At 53.4% G+C, this 17982-nt stretch carries 20 protein-coding genes; 16 read left to right on the forward strand and 4 right to left on the reverse strand.

The genetic code is table 11. The features are described from left to right. Positions 1 to 32: 32 nt before the first annotated feature. Positions 33 to 1157, reverse strand: a complete 1125-nt coding sequence (locus HUF18_RS10420) for a murein hydrolase activator EnvC family protein (protein ID WP_186435969.1) — start codon at positions 1155 to 1157, stop codon at positions 33 to 35. A gap of 1 nt (position 1158) precedes the next feature. Then, the gene (gene gpmI, locus HUF18_RS10425) at positions 1159 to 2703 is read right to left on the reverse strand and encodes a 2,3-bisphosphoglycerate-independent phosphoglycerate mutase (RefSeq protein WP_225692151.1); all 1545 of its coding nucleotides are present in this window, start codon (positions 2701 to 2703) and stop codon (positions 1159 to 1161) included. 296 nt (positions 2704 to 2999) lie between these two features. On the opposite strand from gpmI, the gene HUF18_RS10430 reads away from it, so the two are divergent. Together HUF18_RS10430 and secB are read left to right on the forward strand one after the other, a co-directional pair. Next, positions 3000 to 3413: a rhodanese-like domain-containing protein gene (locus tag HUF18_RS10430; RefSeq protein ID WP_145469817.1), complete on the forward strand. Its 414-nt coding sequence runs from the start codon at positions 3000 to 3002 to the stop codon at positions 3411 to 3413. Positions 3414 to 3452: 39 nt separating this feature from the next. After that, a complete protein-coding gene (gene secB, locus HUF18_RS10435) occupies positions 3453 to 3926 on the forward strand; it encodes a protein-export chaperone SecB (RefSeq protein WP_145469816.1) in 474 nt (157 codons plus the stop codon). A 108-nt stretch (positions 3927 to 4034) separates the two neighbouring features. Here secB and HUF18_RS10440 read toward each other — a convergent pair whose 3' ends face one another. Then, a complete protein-coding gene (locus HUF18_RS10440; RefSeq protein WP_225692152.1) occupies positions 4035 to 5123 on the reverse strand; it encodes a PQQ-dependent sugar dehydrogenase in 1089 nt (362 codons plus the stop codon). 15 nt (positions 5124 to 5138) lie between these two features. Then, positions 5139 to 5603: a tRNA (uridine(34)/cytosine(34)/5-carboxymethylaminomethyluridine(34)-2'-O)-methyltransferase TrmL gene (gene trmL, locus HUF18_RS10445; protein ID WP_145469814.1), complete on the reverse strand. Its 465-nt coding sequence runs from the start codon at positions 5601 to 5603 to the stop codon at positions 5139 to 5141. A gap of 129 nt (positions 5604 to 5732) precedes the next feature. Between trmL and HUF18_RS10450 the strand changes: the two genes are divergently transcribed. The 14 genes from HUF18_RS10450 to HUF18_RS10515 all read left to right on the forward strand — a co-directional run bounded on the left by HUF18_RS10450 (position 5733) and on the right by HUF18_RS10515 (position 17907). After that, on the forward strand, positions 5733 to 6698 hold the full coding sequence (locus tag HUF18_RS10450) for a hypothetical protein (RefSeq protein WP_145469813.1): 966 nt from the start codon (positions 5733 to 5735) through the stop codon (positions 6696 to 6698). Then, the gene (locus tag HUF18_RS10455; RefSeq protein ID WP_225692153.1) at positions 6698 to 7384 is read left to right on the forward strand and encodes a hypothetical protein; all 687 of its coding nucleotides are present in this window, start codon (positions 6698 to 6700) and stop codon (positions 7382 to 7384) included. Before HUF18_RS10450 ends, HUF18_RS10455 begins: the two co-directional genes overlap by 1 nt. After that, the gene (gspM, locus tag HUF18_RS10460) at positions 7381 to 8058 is read left to right on the forward strand and encodes a type II secretion system protein GspM (protein ID WP_225692154.1); all 678 of its coding nucleotides are present in this window, start codon (positions 7381 to 7383) and stop codon (positions 8056 to 8058) included. The genes HUF18_RS10455 and gspM overlap by 4 nt, the downstream gene beginning before the upstream one ends. Continuing rightward, on the forward strand, positions 8051 to 8395 hold the full coding sequence (locus tag HUF18_RS10465; RefSeq protein ID WP_225692155.1) for a hypothetical protein: 345 nt from the start codon (positions 8051 to 8053) through the stop codon (positions 8393 to 8395). Before gspM ends, HUF18_RS10465 begins: the two co-directional genes overlap by 8 nt. A gap of 9 nt (positions 8396 to 8404) precedes the next feature. Then, a complete protein-coding gene (gene mshL, locus HUF18_RS10470) occupies positions 8405 to 10027 on the forward strand; it encodes a pilus (MSHA type) biogenesis protein MshL (protein ID WP_225692156.1) in 1623 nt (540 codons plus the stop codon). Positions 10028 to 10029: 2 nt separating this feature from the next. Next, complete coding sequence (locus HUF18_RS10475; RefSeq protein ID WP_225692157.1) at positions 10030 to 10938, forward strand: ExeA family protein; 909 nt, start codon at positions 10030 to 10032, stop codon at positions 10936 to 10938. Then, positions 10935 to 11891, forward strand: a complete 957-nt coding sequence (locus HUF18_RS10480; RefSeq protein ID WP_225692158.1) for a tetratricopeptide repeat protein — start codon at positions 10935 to 10937, stop codon at positions 11889 to 11891. The genes HUF18_RS10475 and HUF18_RS10480 overlap by 4 nt, the downstream gene beginning before the upstream one ends. Positions 11892 to 11894: 3 nt before the next feature. Beyond that, on the forward strand, positions 11895 to 13616 hold the full coding sequence (locus HUF18_RS10485) for a GspE/PulE family protein (protein WP_145469807.1): 1722 nt from the start codon (positions 11895 to 11897) through the stop codon (positions 13614 to 13616). Beyond that, the gene (locus tag HUF18_RS10490; protein ID WP_225692159.1) at positions 13609 to 14835 is read left to right on the forward strand and encodes a type II secretion system F family protein; all 1227 of its coding nucleotides are present in this window, start codon (positions 13609 to 13611) and stop codon (positions 14833 to 14835) included. The genes HUF18_RS10485 and HUF18_RS10490 overlap by 8 nt, the downstream gene beginning before the upstream one ends. 108 nt (positions 14836 to 14943) lie before the next feature. Beyond that, positions 14944 to 15558 carry a hypothetical protein gene (locus tag HUF18_RS10495; RefSeq protein WP_225692160.1) on the forward strand — a complete coding sequence of 205 codons (615 nt, stop codon included), beginning with the start codon at positions 14944 to 14946 and terminating at the stop codon, positions 15556 to 15558. A gap of 18 nt (positions 15559 to 15576) precedes the next feature. Next, the gene (locus HUF18_RS10500) at positions 15577 to 16071 is read left to right on the forward strand and encodes a type II secretion system protein (protein ID WP_145469804.1); all 495 of its coding nucleotides are present in this window, start codon (positions 15577 to 15579) and stop codon (positions 16069 to 16071) included. 12 nt (positions 16072 to 16083) lie between these two features. After that, positions 16084 to 16548 carry a prepilin-type N-terminal cleavage/methylation domain-containing protein gene (locus tag HUF18_RS10505; RefSeq protein WP_225692161.1) on the forward strand — a complete coding sequence of 155 codons (465 nt, stop codon included), beginning with the start codon at positions 16084 to 16086 and terminating at the stop codon, positions 16546 to 16548. A 61-nt stretch (positions 16549 to 16609) separates the two neighbouring features. After that, positions 16610 to 17095 carry a type IV pilus modification PilV family protein gene (locus HUF18_RS10510; RefSeq protein ID WP_225692162.1) on the forward strand — a complete coding sequence of 162 codons (486 nt, stop codon included), beginning with the start codon at positions 16610 to 16612 and terminating at the stop codon, positions 17093 to 17095. Beyond that, positions 17095 to 17907 (forward strand): type II secretion system protein, encoded by an 813-nt coding sequence (locus HUF18_RS10515; protein ID WP_225692163.1) that lies wholly within the window; start codon positions 17095 to 17097, stop codon positions 17905 to 17907. Before HUF18_RS10510 ends, HUF18_RS10515 begins: the two co-directional genes overlap by 1 nt. The last annotated feature ends 75 nt before the right edge of the window (positions 17908 to 17982 follow it).

Below are 17982 nucleotides of genomic sequence, written 5' to 3' on the forward strand. Positions count from 1 at the left end.
AACCTGTTAAGGCGGCTGCAGCGCCGCTGACATCATCGTTTCAGCCAGGCAGCCGGGTCTTGCGGGCGGCCCTTATAACGGATCTCAAAATACAGATTCGGTTCCGTACTGCCACCACTGCGGCCGATGGTGGCAATGTTGTCACCCTGATTGACCCAGGCTCCGACATCGCGCAGCAGTGTCTGGTTATGGGCATACAGGCTCAGGTAGCCCTGGCCGTGATCAATAATGGTAATTAAACCAAAACCGCGCAGCCAGTCGGAATACACTACCCGGCCATGATGAATGGCACGCACCGGCAGTCCTTCCGGGGCACTCATCACCCAGCCTTCCCAGCGCGTCATGCTGTCATTGTTGCGGTTGCCAAAAGCATGCAGTACGCGGCCATCGACCGGGCGCGGCAGCTTGCCTTTAAGAGCGGTAATCGGCCGGGCATCTTCTTTACGCGGGCTGTTGACCAGCAGGGTCTGAACTTCGTTAAGCAGGGCTTCCAGACGTTTGCGGTCGGCCTGTTTCTGGCTCAGACGCTGTTGTTCGGTTTTCATCTGCCCGGCGAGTTTAGCCAGTAATTGTTGCTGTTCCTGCTTACTGGCTGCCATTTCGCGGTTTTTATCCAGCAGCTTTTTTTCGGTGCTCAGCAGTTGCTGTTCCTGCTGTGCAATCAGCTCGGCGAGGTTATCCAGCCGTTCAAGTTCGGCCAGAATCTGATTGATATGCTCAATGCGGGCGTTATTGAAATAACTGAAGTAGCGCAGCATACGCTGTGCCTGTTGCGGGTCATCCTGATTAAGCAGGAGTTTGAGCGGCCCTTCTGAACCGATACGCTGGGCGGCGCGCAGCTGCTCAGCGAGGTGCAGACGGTGTTTGTCCTGTAGCTGACGGAGCTGTCCCTGCTCCTGTCTGAGCTTTTTTAGGCGGTCTTTCTCCTCCTGCAGGCGGGCACGGGTCTGCTCGATCTGCTTGCTCAGCTCAGCAATGTCTTTATCCGATTTACGCAGCGCATCGTTCAGCTGGCTGTACTCATCTTTTGCTGAGTTCAGCCATTGTTCGAGCTTGGCAATTTCGGTTTTCAGCGCATCCAGTTTCGCTTCGTCGTCGGCCTGCGCCGGCAGACACAACAGCGCCAGGCAGAAGCCGCTCAGCAACAGTGATTTCATATCAGTTGCCGTAGCTGACCAGACTGTTGCCGTCCATTTCTGCCGGCTGCTCCAGACCCATCATGCTCAGCAGGGTTGGTGACACGTCACACAGACGACCCGGATTCAGCTGTACGGCTTCGGCACGGTCATGTACGTAGATCAGGTTAACCGGACCTGTGGTGTGCTGGGTCATGGCTTCGCCATTGTCATCCAGCATCTGTTCGGCGTTGCCGTGGTCGGCGGTGATCAGGCATTCGCCACCCACTTCCAGCAGGGCGTCGGTCACGCGTCTGATGCATTCATCGATGCACTCGGCGGCTTTTACTGCGGCGTCGTAAACGCCGGTATGACCCACCATATCGCCGTTGGCGTAGTTGCAGACGATCAGATCGAATTCGCGGTTTTTAATCGCGGCGACCAGTTTGTCGGTCACTTCCGGGGCGCTCATCTCAGGCTGCAGATCATAGGTGGCTACATCCGGGGATTTCACCAGAATGCGGGTTTCGCCGGCGTATTCTTCTTCGCGGCCACCGGAGAAGAAGAAGGTAACGTGGGCGTATTTTTCGGTTTCGGCAATGCGCAGCTGGGTCAGGCCCAGATTGGATACGTATTCGCCAATGCCGTTGCTCAGCGTGGCCGGCGGGAAGGCACAGCTGGCTTTAATATCGGCGGCGTATTCGGTCAGCATGACAAAGTCGGTTAACTGCGGACGGGCAGCGCGTTCAAAGCCTTTGAATTCATCGCCGGAGACAAAGGCGCGGGTCAGTTCACGCGCACGGTCAGGGCGGAAGTTAAAGAAGATCACCGCGTCGTTATCCTGTACACGGCCGTCGGCACCCTCAATAACGGTGGCTTTCACGAACTCGTCGTTTTCGTCACGGCTATAAGCGTTGGCCAGGGCTTCGCTGGCCGAGGCGGCGCGGAATTCGGCACTGCCCAGGGTCATGGCATCGTAGCCGGCCTGTACCCGTTCCCAGCGGTTATCGCGGTCCATCGAGAAGAAGCGGCCGATCACCGTTGCGATCTGGCCATTACCCAGACGGGCAAAGGTGTCTTCAATCTTTTTAATGGAAGGCGCGGCAGAGCGTGGTGGCATATCACGGCCATCAAGAATGGCGTGTACATAAGCGCGCTCAGCGCCACGGGCTTTGGCCATTTCCAGCAGGGCTACCAGATGGTCTTCATGACTGTGCACACCGCCCGGTGACAGCAGGCCGGTAAAGTGTACGGCACCGCCTTTGGCAACGGCTTTGTCGATGGCGGCACAGAGTGCTTCGTTCTGCGCCAGTTCGTTGTCTTTGATGGCTTTGTTGATGCGGGTGAAATTCTGATAAACGATGCGTCCGGCACCCAGATTCATATGGCCCACTTCGGAGTTACCCATCTGGCCGTCGGGCAGGCCCACGGCTTCACCGGAGGTCTGGATCAGTACGTTAGGGTACTGCTTGAGCAGACGGTCCCAGGTTGGGGTATTGGCGTTGGCAATGGCGTTGTTGGCGGTTTCTTCACGATAGCCCCAGCCATCGAGAATGATCAGAGCAGTAGGTACAGGACGCGATTTCATTAAAACAGACTCGGTTACGTTGCCACGAAAGTCCGCCATTGTACCTAAAAAACACGGCGCTCGTCGCCCTGCTGAGCAGGCAAAAATCGTGCTCAGCCATTGATTTTATCTCTCGCCGCGATAGTGCTGGCGGCAGGCAGAGCCGGTCTGTGTGCAATGGCCGGTCTGGGCGGTGGTTCCGCAGGCAGGCAGAGGCTATGTTATGACCTTCTTTACTTACCTGAACAGTCCGGTGGTTCCGCGGGCAGGCAGACGCTATACTGCCGCCTTCTTTTTTCGGGTGATGATGAGTAGTTATGGATCGTCTATTTGAATTTGTGGGCAACCACATCGAGCTGGTGGCTATCTGGGGCGCATTTCTGGCGGCTCTGCTGTGGGACAACAGCCGGCGCAGTGGCCAGACGGTATCGACCGCTCAGGCCACATTAATGATCAATAAAGAAAACGCCGTCGTGCTGGATATCCGCGACAAGAAAGACTTCAGCGCTGGTCACCTGGCCAATGCCATGAATATTCCGTACAGCAATCTGGCCAGCCGCCTGAATGAACTGGATGCTCACAAAGAGCGTCCGATCATTCTGGTGTGCAAGACCGGCCAGACTGTCGGTGTGGCGGGCAAGATGCTGCGCGAAAAGGGCTTCAACGCTGTGCGCCTGAGTGGCGGCATGATGGAGTGGACTAATCAGAACCTGCCGGTGGTACGCAGCTGAGGCTGCTCCGGCGCATAATAATCAGAAGGACGTTACGACATGGCCGACAATCAACAGCCGCAGTTCGCTCTGCAACGTATTTACATCAAAGATGCTTCTTTCGAAGCTCCTAATGCACCACAGGCCTTCACCAAAGAGTGGAAGCCGGAGATCAAACTGGATCTGAACAGCGGTGCGCGTAAGCTCGATGATAACCACTACGAAGTGTCTGTTAAGGTCACCGTTACCGCGACCAATGATGGCGAAACCGCTTTCCTGGTAGAGCTGGTACAGGCCGGTCTGTTTGCCATGGTGAACATTCCTGAGCAACAGCTGAAGCCGATGCTGGGTGCCATGTGCCCGAACATCCTGTTCCCTTACCTGCGTGAAAGCATCGACAGCCTGGTGGTGAAAGGTGGCTTCCCGGCACTGATGCTGGCACCGATTAACTTCGATGCCCTGTTCCAGCAGCGTATGCAGCAGGAAGCTCAGCAGGCTCAGGCAGAGTCTGCCGAGCAGGAAACGACTCACTGAGCTGAGTGGTTTTCGTTACGCAGATAATTCTGCGCAGCAGAAATAAAGGCCGCAACCCGTCAGGGTGCGGCCTTTATTGCTTATGGTGGTGCTGGATTACCGCTGCTATTAATAGCGCAGCAGACGGCCGCTGTCGGTGGCGATATAGAGCTTGCCGCTGCTGTCGGTTGCCAGCGCTCTCAGGCGTTCGTTCAGATCGGTCAGCAGCCGTTCTTCCGCCACGGCCTGTGGCTTATTCTGAGTTCCGGCCAGTGTGATGCGGTTCAGGTGAGTTAATTTAAGCGCTCCGGCTAACAGGTTGCCCTGCCATTGCGGGTGAGCTTTTCCCTGATAAAACAGCAAAGAACCGGGCGCGATTGACGGGTCGTACATCTTTACCGGATCGGTCATATCCGGGCGGCTGCGGGCCTCGCCGACATACACTGGGTTCCAGTATTCCTTTCCCCACGACACAACCGGCCAGCCGTAGTTGTGGCCTTTTATGATGAGATTGATTTCATCCCCGCCGCGCGGCCCGTGTTCAATCGCCCACAGACGCTGGTTGGCAGCATCGTATGTCAGGCCCTGCGGATTGCGGTGTCCGTAACTCCAGATCTCTGCCAGGGCTCCGGGTTTATTGATGAAGGGATTGTCGGCGGGGATATTGCCGTTACGGGTCAGGCGCAGAATTTTTCCGGCGTGTGTGTTCAGGTGCTGGCCGTTATCGCGCTCGCCTCTGTCGCCGATGCTGAAAAATACGTGTTGTTCATCGAAGGCAATGCGGCTGCCAAAATGCTGGCCGCTGCTGCTCGCCGACTGGCTGATCAGCAGTGTCTGCCAGTCTTTAAGGTGCAGGGGCTGCTGGCTGACATCAAGACGGGCCCTGCCCAGCGCGGTGGCCGCCCGATTCTCTGGCAGCGGGGCACTCCAGGTGAAATAAATCCAGCCGCCGGGCTGATAGTCGGCGGCAGTGGCAACGTCCAAAAGCCCTCCCTGACCATCGAACCACACCTCAGGGGCCCCCTGTACTGCCTGCAGTTGCCGCTGTCCGGTATCGAATAATTTAAGCTGGCCGCTGCGTTCACTGATTAACAGCTGGCCGGGTGCGACAAAGGCCATACCCCAGGGGCGGCTGAGCTTGTCGGTGAGTACTTCGTGGGTGCTTGCTGCATGCAGCGGCGGGGTAAGGAGGGTAGCGATCAGCAGCAGGAATTTCATGGCGGTACTCCCGGATCAGGAGCCGCCAGTATACCCAAGTTGCCGCCAGGCTTCATAAACCATCACCGCTACCGCGTTGGACAGGTTCATGCTGCGGCTGTCGGGCATCATCGGCAGTCGCAGCCAGTGTTCAAACGGCAGGCTCATGCGCACATCTTCCGGTAAGCCGCGGGTTTCCGGGCCAAACATCAGATAATCGCCGGCGCTGAAGGCGACATCGGAATGGGTGCGGCGGCCCTTGGTGGTCAGGGCAAACAAACGCTGTGGCTGTTCGGCTTCGAGAAAGGCGTCATAGTTGGGGTGGATTTTTACACTGGCCCACTCGCTGTAATCCAGTCCGGCACGGCGCAGGCTCTTTTCTTCCATATTGAAGCCCAGAGGCTCAATCAGATGCAGGCGGCAGCCTGTGTTGGCACACAGGCGGATGATATTGCCGGTATTAGGCGGAATTTCGGGTTCGAACAGAACGATATTAAACATAGTACCTGGCCTTAAAAACAGTCGGGCATTATAGATTCCCCGGCTCTGACTGAATACAGACATTGGCCATCCTGCGCCAGAATCATGGTCTACACTCTCTTTAGATTATTTTGTTTTAAAGAGGTGGCGATGCGCTGGCCCTGGCAGAAAAAAAGTCTTCAGGATTCACGCTGTCTGGGCATCGAATTGCATCAGGGCAGAGGCTTTGCTGTGTTGCGTGAAGCGGATGTCGTGCGGGAGTGTTACCGTCCTGCAGATACAGAGCAGGGGCTGGATGGTCTGGCAGCCTGGGTTGGCCGTCAGCAGTTGCAGGGGGTTCCGGTGGTGTTGTCACTGGATGCTCTGGATTATGAACTGCATCTGGTCGAGGCGCCGGCAGTGAGCGATGACGAACTCGGCGATGCTCTGCGTTTCCGCATGCGGGATCTTCTGCCGCAAGGCTCAGAACAAAAAATCATTCAGGGTTTCCGTATGCCCGCTGATGCTTATCGCCGGCGGCTGGAGATGGCCTTTGCGGTGGTGGTCGATCATCGCCGGATTAAAGAACTTGTGCGTTGGTGCAAACATCAGCAGTTACAGTTGCACAGCATTATCATTCCGGAGCTAAGTCTGCTGCATCTGGTGGCTGAAATGGAGCCGGAAACCGCCGTTGGTGTGCTGCGTCTGGATGCTGACGACGGCATGATTTATCTCTACCGCGATGGCGGACTGTATCTTTCCCGGAGGCTGAATACCGGCACCCGCGCGCTGGGTTTAGCCTCTGCTGGTGAAGGTGAACTCAGCCTGGAAACCGACAGCCGGGTTGATGCTCTGGCACTGGATATTCAACGCTCTCTGGATTATTTCGACAGCCAACTGGGCATGGGTATCGTTGGTCAGCTTTGGGTTCTGGTGCCTGATAATGCTGATGTCAGTGAGTTATTACCGGAGCTGGAGCGCAGCGTGAATATTCCGGTACGCAGCCTGTTGCTGGAGTCGGCATTCAGTAACAGCGGCCAGGAAACACTGACCGCTTCACTCGCTATTGCTCTGGGTAATGCTCTTTCTTTTGAGCAGAACGACGCGGCATTGCCTGTTGCCGGAAAGGTGGCCTGATGACCTGGCAGATTCGGCAGCGGGTTAATTTTTACCTTGAAGAATTCCGTCCACCGGCTTTGCCGCGTGATATCAGGCAGCTGTTACTGCAGCTCGGGCTGACTGCTGTACTGCTGCTGGTGGCTGCACTTGTGCTGCTGGGCTACTCCCGGTGGCTGCAGCACGAACAGCAGCAGATAAACCAGTTTACGCAGAACCTGACCCGGCAGCTGGAAGACGAAATGGCACGTCACCCGCCACTGGTGGTCGATAACGGTTTGCAGCAGCAGCTTGAACAGGCAAGGCGACAGCTGGCTGACAGTCAGAAAATTTTGCTTTATCTGGGCCGCGAGCAATTGCAGCAAAGCCAGTCGTTTACCCCGTTGATTGCTCAGCTGGGAGAGCAGCAGGTTCGCGGTGTCTGGCTGCAGGGCTTCAGCGTGCGCGGAAGCGGTCAGCAGGTACAGTTGCGGGGGTTTGTTGATGAACCAGAGAAACTGTCCCGTTATGTGGTTGAGCTGCTTCAGCGCAGCGCTTATGCGGGTAAATCATTCAGTCAGATTGATATACAGCGCAGCGAACAGCGCTGGCTCAGCTTTGTGCTGGATACGGAAGCTCCCGCAGCAGAGCAGGGCACTACAGAGTTAACAGCCAGACAGAATCTTACTCGCAATCAGCAACAGATAAGTAGCGGGGGGCGTTTATGAGTTCCCGCAACAAAGTGTACTGGTGGCGCCATCCGCTCGCGCAAAAGCTTATTACTGCTTATAAAAAACTGCTCCCGCGTGAGCAGCTGTTGCTGCAGATTATTCTGCATGCCGTCATTCTTGCTCTGTTTTCCTTATTCCTGCTGCAACCTTTGTGGCAGCGCAGCGAAGTACTGCAGCAAACAACCGCCAGCCAGCAGCAACAGAATCAACAATTACAGGAGCAGCTGACACAGCTGCAGCTGCAGGTGATGACCGATCCCAACCAGCCTTTACGGGATGAGCTTGCCCGCTTGCAGGTGCAGCAGGCTGATATGAACCGGCGTATCGCTACCCTGACCGATGCCCTGGTATCTCCGGCGCAGATGGTGCCCCTGCTGGAGCAAATGCTGAAGCAGGACAAGCGCCTGCAACTGAAAAGTCTGGTGAATCTGCCGCGTGAGCGTCTGGGGCTGGGGGAAGAATTTGCCGATGTGCAGCTCTACCGTCACGGCCTGCGCCTGACGCTTGATGCCAGCTACGATGGCTTGCTGGCGTATCTGCAACGGCTGGATGCCATGCCCTGGCGATTGTTCTGGCAAGAGCTGAATTTTACCGTTGATCAGCATCCCCGTGGCGAACTGACGCTTGAGGTATACACCCTGAGTATGCGTGAGGAGGTACTGGGTGGCTGAATATTCTTTCATGCTGAAAAAGCAGTTTCGTCTGTTACCGATGCTTTGGCTGGGGCTTGCTGCTGCCGTCTTTGCCGCCGATCCGACGCAGCCACCGCCCTGGCTGCAGCAGGCGCCGGTTTCGGCAGCAGCAGCGGATGTACCTCTGCGGGTACAGCAGATCCTGATCCGTAAAGGCGATAACCGCGCTGTTATTAATAACCGTCTGGTGCAAGCCGGCGATGTTGTTGACGGAGCTCAGGTTATGGCGATTTATGCGGATAAGGTTGTGGTGAAAATCCGGCAGAAACGGCATGAACTGTCTTTACTTGTTAATACACGACGTATTTCTGAATAGGTATTTATTTTGTCTGTTGTCATTGCCAGTCGTTTTGCACCATTGCGCATTCTTTCTCTGCTGACTCTGGCTTTATTTATGCCGTGGCTGAGTGGCTGCGCTGCGTCTGCGCCTAAAACCCAACAGGATAAAGAAACGGCTGATAATCTGCTGCTGCAGACTGAAGCGGAACCTGTGCAGGCTGATCTCGATCTGCAGCAACTGCTGCCACCGCTGAATCAGCAGCCGTCTTCGCCACCGCAGCATTTTGACGTATTGGCCGACCGTACACCGGCCACCGCCTTTTTTAACAGCCTGGTGGATGGAACGGGTTATAACCTGGTGGTTCATCCCGAAGTCAGCGGCGATATCAGTCTGAATTTAAAAAGCGTAACTTTGCTGGAAACTCTGCAGGCCGTGCGTGATATCTACGGCTTTGATTTTGTGCAGTCAGCCTATGGGGTGCAGATTTTACCGCGTCAGCAGCAAACGCGTATTTTTCCGATTAATTACCTCAACGTAAAACGTGCCGGACGTTCCGGCATGCATGTCAGCAGCGGCCAGGTGACATCGACCGACTCGCGTCAAAGCAGCACTCAGACCAACACCACCACCTCGGGCAGCAGTTCGCAAACCATTAACAGCAGTGAAGTTGATACCGAGTCCAATACTGATTTCTGGCAGGGATTAAAAAATACCCTGCAACTGATGCTGGCTCAGGAAACCGATGCACAGGTGGTGGTTGATGCTCATGCCGGTATCGTGGTGGTAAAAGCCATGCCGGGAACGTTAAATCATATTGCCAGCTATCTGGAAAAAGCGGAGCTAAGCGTACAGAAACAGGTTTTGATTGAAGCAAAAATTGTTGAAGTGACACTGAGTGATGGCTTTCAGTCGGGTATTGACTGGGGAGCCTTTGGTAAGCAGGGAAGCCGCTATACCTACAATGCGACTCAGTCTGCGACCGCATTAACCAACCCCGATTTAATTGATGGTATTTTCTCGCTCAATATTACGGCAACCGACTTTACTGCAGCGCTGCAGTTATTAAAAACACAGGGTGATGTAAAAGTTTTGTCCAGCCCGCGCATTGCCACTGTTAATAATCAGAAAGCGGTCATTAAAGTAGGATCAGACGAGTTTTTTGTTACCAATGTCAGCAACACAACAACGTCAACAACAACCGGCAGTTCCAATACACCGGATATTGAGTTGACGCCATTCTTCTCCGGTATTGCTCTGGACGTTACACCGCAGATCGGTTCCGATCAGGAAGTGACTCTGCACGTGCACCCCACCGTGACCGAGGTAGAAGAAAAAGTAAAAACGGTGCAGCTGAATAACGACGATTACACACTGCCTCTGGCGTACAGTACCGTGCGCGAAACCGATTCAATTGTCCGTGCCCGTTCCGGTCAGGTGGTGGTTATTGGTGGCCTGATGCAGAACCGCAAAGTGCGTACAGATGCCAGCGTTCCCTGGTTGGGGAGCATTCCTGTTCTGGGTTGGTTCTTCCGTCAGACCCGGGAAGAAATTGTGCAGAGCGAACTGGTCATCCTGATTCAGCCCAAGGTCATTGATTCCGCACTGAGCCGAGAGCAGGTGGATGAGCTTAACCGGCGCTATTCACGGCTGATGCCCGCCCGGAGGTGAGTATGGATATGACCCAGCTGACCCAGGCCTGTGAGCAATTTTATGGCCTTAAACAGCCACCCTTTGGCTTGACGCCCAATACCGAATTTTATGTGGAATTGCCCAGTCAGAAGCAGGCCTTCGAACTGCTGTTGTTTGCATTGTCGTCTGGTGAAGGGTTTATAAAAGTTACCGGTGAAGTCGGAACCGGCAAAACATTATTGTGCCGCCGTCTGCTCAATGCTCTCAGTGTTGATGGCGTGCGCACTGCTTATATTCCCAATCCGGCATTAGGCGCAGAAGGGTTATGGCGCGCCATTGCCCGTGAGCTTGGATTAAACACGGAAAATAAAAGCGATCTTCAGGTGCAGGAAGATATTCAGCAGTGTCTGCTGCAGTTTGCACTGAATGCTCAGCCGGTCGTGCTGATTATTGATGAAGCGCAGTGCATGCCGGAGGATACGCTGGAAGCACTGCGGCTGATCTCCAATCTGGAAACCGAACGGCAGAAGCTGGTTCAGATTGTTTTATTCGGCCAGCCTGAGCTTAATCTGACGCTTGCTCAACCCCGCTTTCGCCAATTATTACAGCGTATTACTTACAGTGCAGATCTGCGGCCGTTAAATAACAGCGAAGCTCTGGCGGTGTATCTGCAACAACGCCTGAGTATTGCCGGGTATCGTGGCATGCCGCTGTTTCAGGCATCGGCGCTTAAGCATCTGTGGCAGGCCAGCCGCGGAATTCCGCGACTGGTTAATATTCTTGCGGCAAAAACATTGCTGGTGGGGTATGGCAATGGCAGCCATCAGCTGGAATCCCGTCATGTGGCGAAAGCGGTGGCCGATACCGAAGGTGCTTACCCATCTGCGCCGGACTGGTCATGGCTGCGCCTTTCTACTCTGTTTGCCGCTGTGGTTCTGGTGCTTATATGAGCTTGCTGCATCAGGTTCTGCGGGATATCGATAAACGTGACGCTGTACAGCCGGTGTTACCACCCTCTTTGCAGCTGGATCATGAAACACCTGCTGCAGCCTATTTCCCGGCGCAATTACGTTTTCGCCGTTATCAGCCTGTGTTCTGGCTGTTGCTGATTTTAATTCCGGTCTTTTTTTATCTGTCTGAGCGGTTAACAGAAAACGGCCCTGAAAAGGTTATAACAGAGGCTGTAGCGCCTGCTGCAATACAAAGCGCAGATATTCCGGAAAATGCAGATATTCCGGCGGATTCCAATACTGAAAATACTCAGCCAGCCGCAGCAGAAGAGATTACGGCTGTCATTACTTCAAATAATGAGATTCGGGCCGGAGCGCAGAATACTTTTGCAGAGGAAACTCAGCCTCAGCCGTCAGTCCTCACTGCTGCAGAAAAACCTGTAAAAGAGAAAGCAGAACCGACTGCGTCAGCAGGTGCTGCCTCGGTGGTGCGCAGCGATCAGGAAGCGCAACAACATTATTTGCAGGCGCTGGATGATCTCGCCAGTCAGCAGTTTTCCATGGCACTGGAGCATATAAATCAGGCACTGGTTCTGGCCGGGCGGGAAGACTATCTCGCCATCAAACTGCGTATTTACCTTGAACAAAAGGAACGGGAGCAATTTCTGCAGTTTTATGCGCAGCATGCCTCTGTTCTCCATTCTTACTGGCTTGCTGTTGCAGCACCGGGTCTGCATTTGTTTGGCCGTTATGACGATGCTGTCCGGGTTTACCAGCAGCTGATCCTTGCGCAGCCGGATGTTGTTAACTGGCCACTGGCGTTAGCTCAGGCTTTGCATTCTGCCGGGCGAAATCAGCAGGCACGTAGCGTGCTGGAGGGTCTTTATGAGCAGAATCGTCTGACCCCTGATCAGCAGCGCTGGGTTGAGCAAAAATTAAAAAGCTTAAGGTAATTTATGGAAACGCCGAGTCGTAAACGTGTCCGTGTCGGAGATCTGCTGCTGGAAAAGAGCCTGATCAGCGAAGATCAGCTGCATCAGGCTCTGGCAGAGCAGAAAAAAACCGGGAAAAAGCTGGGCCGGGCGATTACTGATCTGGGTTTTGTTAAAGAAGATGAACTGCTGAGAACGCTGGCCGATTTTTTTAATTATCCGTTTATCGATCTGGCCCGTTTCCGTATTCATAATCATCTGGTACAGCGTCTGCCGGAAACCCATGCCCGGCGTTATCGCTGTCTGGTTTTGTCTGAGGAAAATAATGGCTTACTGATCGGTATGGCAGACCCTACCGATCTGATGGTGATTGATGATCTGCAGCGAATCCTTAAGACAGCGATCTTCCCGGCGTTTATCCGTGAGCAGGAGCTCCTCTCTATTCTGGATACGGTTTACCGCCGTCAGGAGCAGATGGCGACCATCGCCGGTGAGCTGGAAGGCGAGCTGCGTGGCAGTGAATTTGATATTGATCAGATGGCACAGTCATCCGATGTTAATGAAGCGCCGGTTGTACGCTTACTGCAAAGCCTGTTTGAAGATGCGGTACAGATTAAAGCATCGGATATTCATATCGAACCGGAAGAAAACCAGCTGCGTATTCGTCTGCGTGTCGATGGTGAACTTCAGGAACAGGTTATGAAAGAAAAGCGTGTTGCTTCGGCATTAGTATCACGCCTGAAAATTATGTCTGGTCTTGATATTTCTGAGAAACGTTTACCACAGGATGGGCGTTTTAATATCCGCGTGTCGAATAAAAATATTGATGTGCGGGTCTCGACCATGCCTGTGCAGTTCGGTGAATCGGTGGTGATGCGTTTGCTGGATCAGAGTGCCGGAATTCTCAGCATGGAAACACTGGGGATGCCGGAAAAACTACAGAAGCGTTTTGAATATCTGATTCACAGGCCTCATGGCCTGATACTGGTCACAGGTCCGACCGGTAGTGGTAAAACCACTACCCTCTATGCTGCTCTCAGTGTGCTGAATCAGCCGGAAAAAAAGATCATTACCGCTGAAGACCCGATTGAATACCGCTTGCCGCGGGTAAATCAGGTACAGGTAAACAGCAAAGTTGGCCTGGAGTTTTCTACGGTATTACGTGCCGCATTACGCCAGGACCCGGATATTGTATTAGTCGGGGAGATTCGTGACCACGAAACGGCTGAAATTGGTCTGCGTGCAGCCATGACCGGCCATATGGTGTTATCAACGTTGCATACCAATGATGCGGTATCAACGGTCGCACGCTTAATGGATATGGGGGTTGACCGCTATCTGGTGGCATCATCGCTGCGCGCGGTGGTGGCTCAGCGTCTGGTCAAAAAGCTATGCCGCCATTGCCAGCAGCCGCATGTTATGGACGCCCAGGAAAAGGCCTGGCTGGATGTACTGGAACCGGGATCTTCGGCTCACAATTACCTCAGTGGCCGTGGTTGTCATCACTGTCACAATACCGGTTATCAGGGACGTATCGGTATTTACGAGCTGTTGGAAATGACTCCCGAGCTGGTTGCATCATTGCGTCATGATGATGCGCAGTTGTTTGCTGAACAAGCTGCCGCCCAGAGCGGATTCCGTTCCCTGGCTTTGTGCGCACTGGATTATGCCCGTGCCGGAGTAACTTCGCTGGAAGAGGTGTTCAGGGTGTCAGCAACTCTGGAAGAGGATCTGGCCAATGGCTGAATTTATTTACCGTGGCCGTGATAACCGTGGCCAGGCGGTGAATGGAATTATTGCCGCCGGCAGCAGTCAGTCGGCGCTGGATCAGCTGCAGCAACAGCAGATCATTGTACTTGCGCTGGATGAGGCCGAAGAAGTCCGGGAATCATCCGGCTTAAACATGAAGCTGTGGGCGCGCGAGCGTATCAGTGCGGACGAATTAATTCTGCTGACACGGCAGCTTTATTCGCTGACTAAAGCAGGTGTTCCTATTATCCGTGCTTTAACCGGGCTGGCAGAGTCATCGGTAAATCCCGCCATAAAAAATACACTGAATGGTATCAATCGTTCTCTGGTATCCGGGTCGGATCTGGTGACTGCTTTCCGTCAATACCCGCAGTATTTCTCTCCCATTTTTATCAGCATGGTGCATATCGGTGAAACTACGGGGCATTTGGCGGATGCATTACTGAAACTGATTTCGCACCTGGAAATGGAGCGTGAAACCCGTAAGCGGATTAAAGCCGCATTACGCTACCCAACCATGGTTGTTGGCAGTATCAGTATTGCGATGGTCGTGATCACGATGTTTGTGATACCCAGCTTCAGTGGGGTGTTTAATAATCTTGGCGCCCAGCTTCCCTGGGCTACCCGCGTATTAATGGGCACATCACAATTTATGCAGGATTACTGGTTGTTCTTACTGGTGATGCTGAGCGTTTCCTTTTGGGCATTCCGGGGCTACGTAAGAACACCGCAAGGTGCCCTGTTCTGGGATGAGAAAAAACTGAAAATTCCGATATTGGGCGGCATCTTCGAGCGTATTGCTCTGGCGCGGTTTTCCCGCTCTTTCGCCATGCTGATGGCGGCGGGGGTGCCAATTCTGCAGGGACTTTCCATTGTTGCCGAGAGTGTCGGTAATCGCTTTATCGGTGCAGCGGTTAAGAGTATGCAGCATGGTATTGAGCGCGGCGATCGCCTGACGAATACAGCAATTGCGACCGGGCTGTTTACCCCACTGGTTTTACAGATGATGTCGGTGGGAGAAGAAACCGGTTCGGTTGATAGTTTGCTCGATGAGGTTGCGGATTTTTATGAGCAGGAAATTGATTACGATCTGAAGCGCCTGGCTGATGCGATTGAGCCGGTTCTGCTGGTTTTTCTCGGCTTAATGGTGCTGGTTCTGGCGTTGGGGGTTTTCCTGCCTATCTGGGATCTCAGCCGTGTGGCGACAGGGCGTTAGGATTCTTTGATCCGGCGCATTAAATCACTGAAAACAGGCGGATTTATGTTTTGTTTCGTAAATATAAACGGCAAAAAAAAATCACTGAGCTAAGGTTTCAGTAGGCTTATGAATGATGGCCGCATTTGTTCTTTACATGCTTATACCAAACTGGAATTTGCGGCGGCGGTCGCTCTGTTGGCACTACTGCCTGCGCTGTTGTTACCGCGTTATAACCGTTTGCTGGATGATGCCAGAAGGGCAGAAGTTATTGCCCAGGGAAGTAGCTTAAAAGCCGCCGTCATGAAAGTGCATGAACGTTGGTTTCTGGATGGTCAGCCCGGAGCTGTCGAACGGCTGAGTGGTTTTGGACGTAATGATATTGCTGTATCGGTTTCCGGCTGGCCGGTGGATGCAGCAGTAACCTCAGCGGACGCGGGTTTTGATGAACAGCAGAATACGCCGGTATCGTCAGATGTGGTGGCCGCAACAGCACCTTGTATCCGCCTTTGGCGGGCATTGCTGCAGGACCCGGTACCACCGTTGTATACCGCTTATGAGCACGCGCCGGCAGACAGCTATCGTGTGTATTGGATCTCCGGTGTTTGTCGCTACGTAAAAGTAACGGCGGCAAACAGTGGAAAAACCGCAGGCAAAGACGCCGGCGGGCAGGAAGAAAACGGAAGTCAGTCTTACATTGAATATAACGCGGCCAATGGCCGGGTCACTTGGTTTATCCGATAAGCAAGCAGGAGTCGGAATATGAAGAAACAAGCAGGTTTTACACTGATCGAACTGATCATGGTAATTGTGATTCTCGGCGTGCTGTCGGCTTTTGCTTTGCCCCGCTTCGCAGATTTTGGCGGTGACGCGCGTACGGCCAGTGTTAATGCGCTGGCAGGTGCACTGCGCTCGGCAGCAAATATTGCCCACGCTCAGCAACTGGCGAATGGGGCAGCACTGGGCGCCAGCGTTACACTGGAAGGCAGTGCCATTACTATGGTGAACGGTTATCCGACTGCCGATGCCGCCGGTATTACGGTAGCTGCTCAGGTTTCGGCGGGTCTTCAGGCTGCTTTTGATGCTGGCACTGTGGATTATGTGGTCAGCGGTGGTGGTGCAACAGGTGGCAGTACCCTGACATATACTTTGCGTGCAAACTGCACCGCTGCCTATACCGCAGCAACTGCAGCAACCGATAATACCGCCCCTATTACCGCCTCTCCGGTAGTCGTGGTTACTGCCAGTGGTTGCTAATCCGCTTCTGCAATGAAGCCGCATGTCTCGGGCTTTACCCTGGTAGAACTGGTGATGGTACTGGTTCTGCTGGGGGTGCTCAGTGCGATTGGCAGCAGTCTTTTTGCCCGCCCGGATAGTTTTTCTGCGTTAAGTGCGCGTGATCAATTACAGGCTATGATTTTACTGGCCCAGCAGCGTGCACTGGCCAATACCAGTAATTCTGCGGTTGTTCTTAGCGTGATGCAGGACAATACGAACTGGCGGTTTAATCTCAGTCAGGGAACGGTGTCATTTAAGGAGCGTCAGGCTCCCCGTCATAACGCTACTCTCAGCCTTAATGGCTCGGCCTTCAGCAATGGTCAGACCAGCAGCCTTATCTTTGCCAGCGATACCTCTGTAGGCAGCAACTATCAGTTTGTCTTCTCCTCCGAAACGACTCATCCATTGTGCCTGGCTGCCAGTGGTTTTGCTTATCCGGCAACCTGTCAGCCCTGATCAGCTAAACTTAGAAGGTATTTTCAGTGTTAACAGGCCCTAATATTTCAGGCGCGATAATATGAACAGGCAACAGGGACTGACATTGGTCGAGCTGGTGATCATGCTGATTATTATCAGCGTGGCACTGGTGGGTAGCTTGCGGGTATTTTCGCTGCTATCCGGCCGTAGTGCTGATGCGCTGTTGCAAAGCCGTGTAACCAATCTGGCGCAAATTTATCTGGACGAAATACTCGCTCGCCAGTTTGACGAAACAACCGGGCCTGCCGGTGTACCACCTTATAATGGCGTATGTCGTATCACCGATGACGGCGAAAGCCGTGCTCAATACGATGATGTGGATGACTACAACGGTATTAATGCCGAAGATCCGGCATTAATGGATCAGAGCCTGGCAGGGTTGTATAACGGCTATAGCGTCAGCATTGAGGTACATTGCGATAATTCGTTGGGCATTAATGCTGAAGGCGCAAAAAGAATTGATCTGAGTATTATGGCACCCAATGGGCAGGTAAGCCGTTTTACCGCTTATAAAGGTAATTTCTGATGCTGCTTCCGGCCAGATCAAGATTACAGGCGTTTACTCTGATTGAATTGCTGATTGTACTTGTTGTCGGCAGTGTTCTGGCCATTATTTCTGTACGTTTTATCAGCGAGAGTGGTCGCATGCTGCTCGACAGTGGCGCGCGCCAGCAGTTGGCTGCAACAGGCAGTGTCATCAATGAAAAGATCAGCCGGTTATTACGCCCGGCGTTGCCCGGGAGTATCCGGGTAACAGCCAATGGCCGCTGTATTGAGTTTATTCCGGTCAAGGTTGCCTCTGTTTACACAAGTCTTGCCCTGGATATGGCAATTACCGATTTTACCGCCGTGCCGGTTTCGGCATCAGAAGTTAACAGTGGCTACGCAGTTATTTATCCTATCAATCAGAACGAACTTTACAGTCCGTCTGCCAGTGGCGCATTAACGCAGGCCATTGCTACCTTGCCGGCTGGCACTGCTGCGGTAACGGTAAGCCTGTCGTCAGCTCACGAATTTTTATCGGATTCGCCTGTCAGGCGCTTTTATCTGGTTACTACGCCGGAAGCGGTTTGTCAGCAGGGCAGCTTTCTTTATCATTTCCGGAATTACGGTTTTATTGCCAATATCGCCTCGCTGGAGTCGTCGCTGCCAGCATCACAGGCCGCCGGGCGGGATGTTCTGGCCTATCCCCTGCAAAATAACTCGCTGAATTTCCGTTATTTACCCCCGACACTGCGGCGCAATGGTCTGGTTACCTTTTCTTATATTCTGGAAAACCCATCCTCTGATGACCAGTTGCAACAGACACAGGAGGTACAGCTCCGTAATGTGCCCTGAGCGAATATTAAATGCCCGAATAACGGCCAGGCAGTCGGGTTTTGGCTTACCAATGGCTGTGTTTGTAATCACGGT

The sequence above is a fragment of the Thalassolituus sp. ST750PaO-4 genome (assembly GCF_020320405.1).
Taxonomy (GTDB): domain Bacteria; phylum Pseudomonadota; class Gammaproteobacteria; order Pseudomonadales; family Oceanobacteraceae; genus Venatoribacter; species Venatoribacter alkanivorans.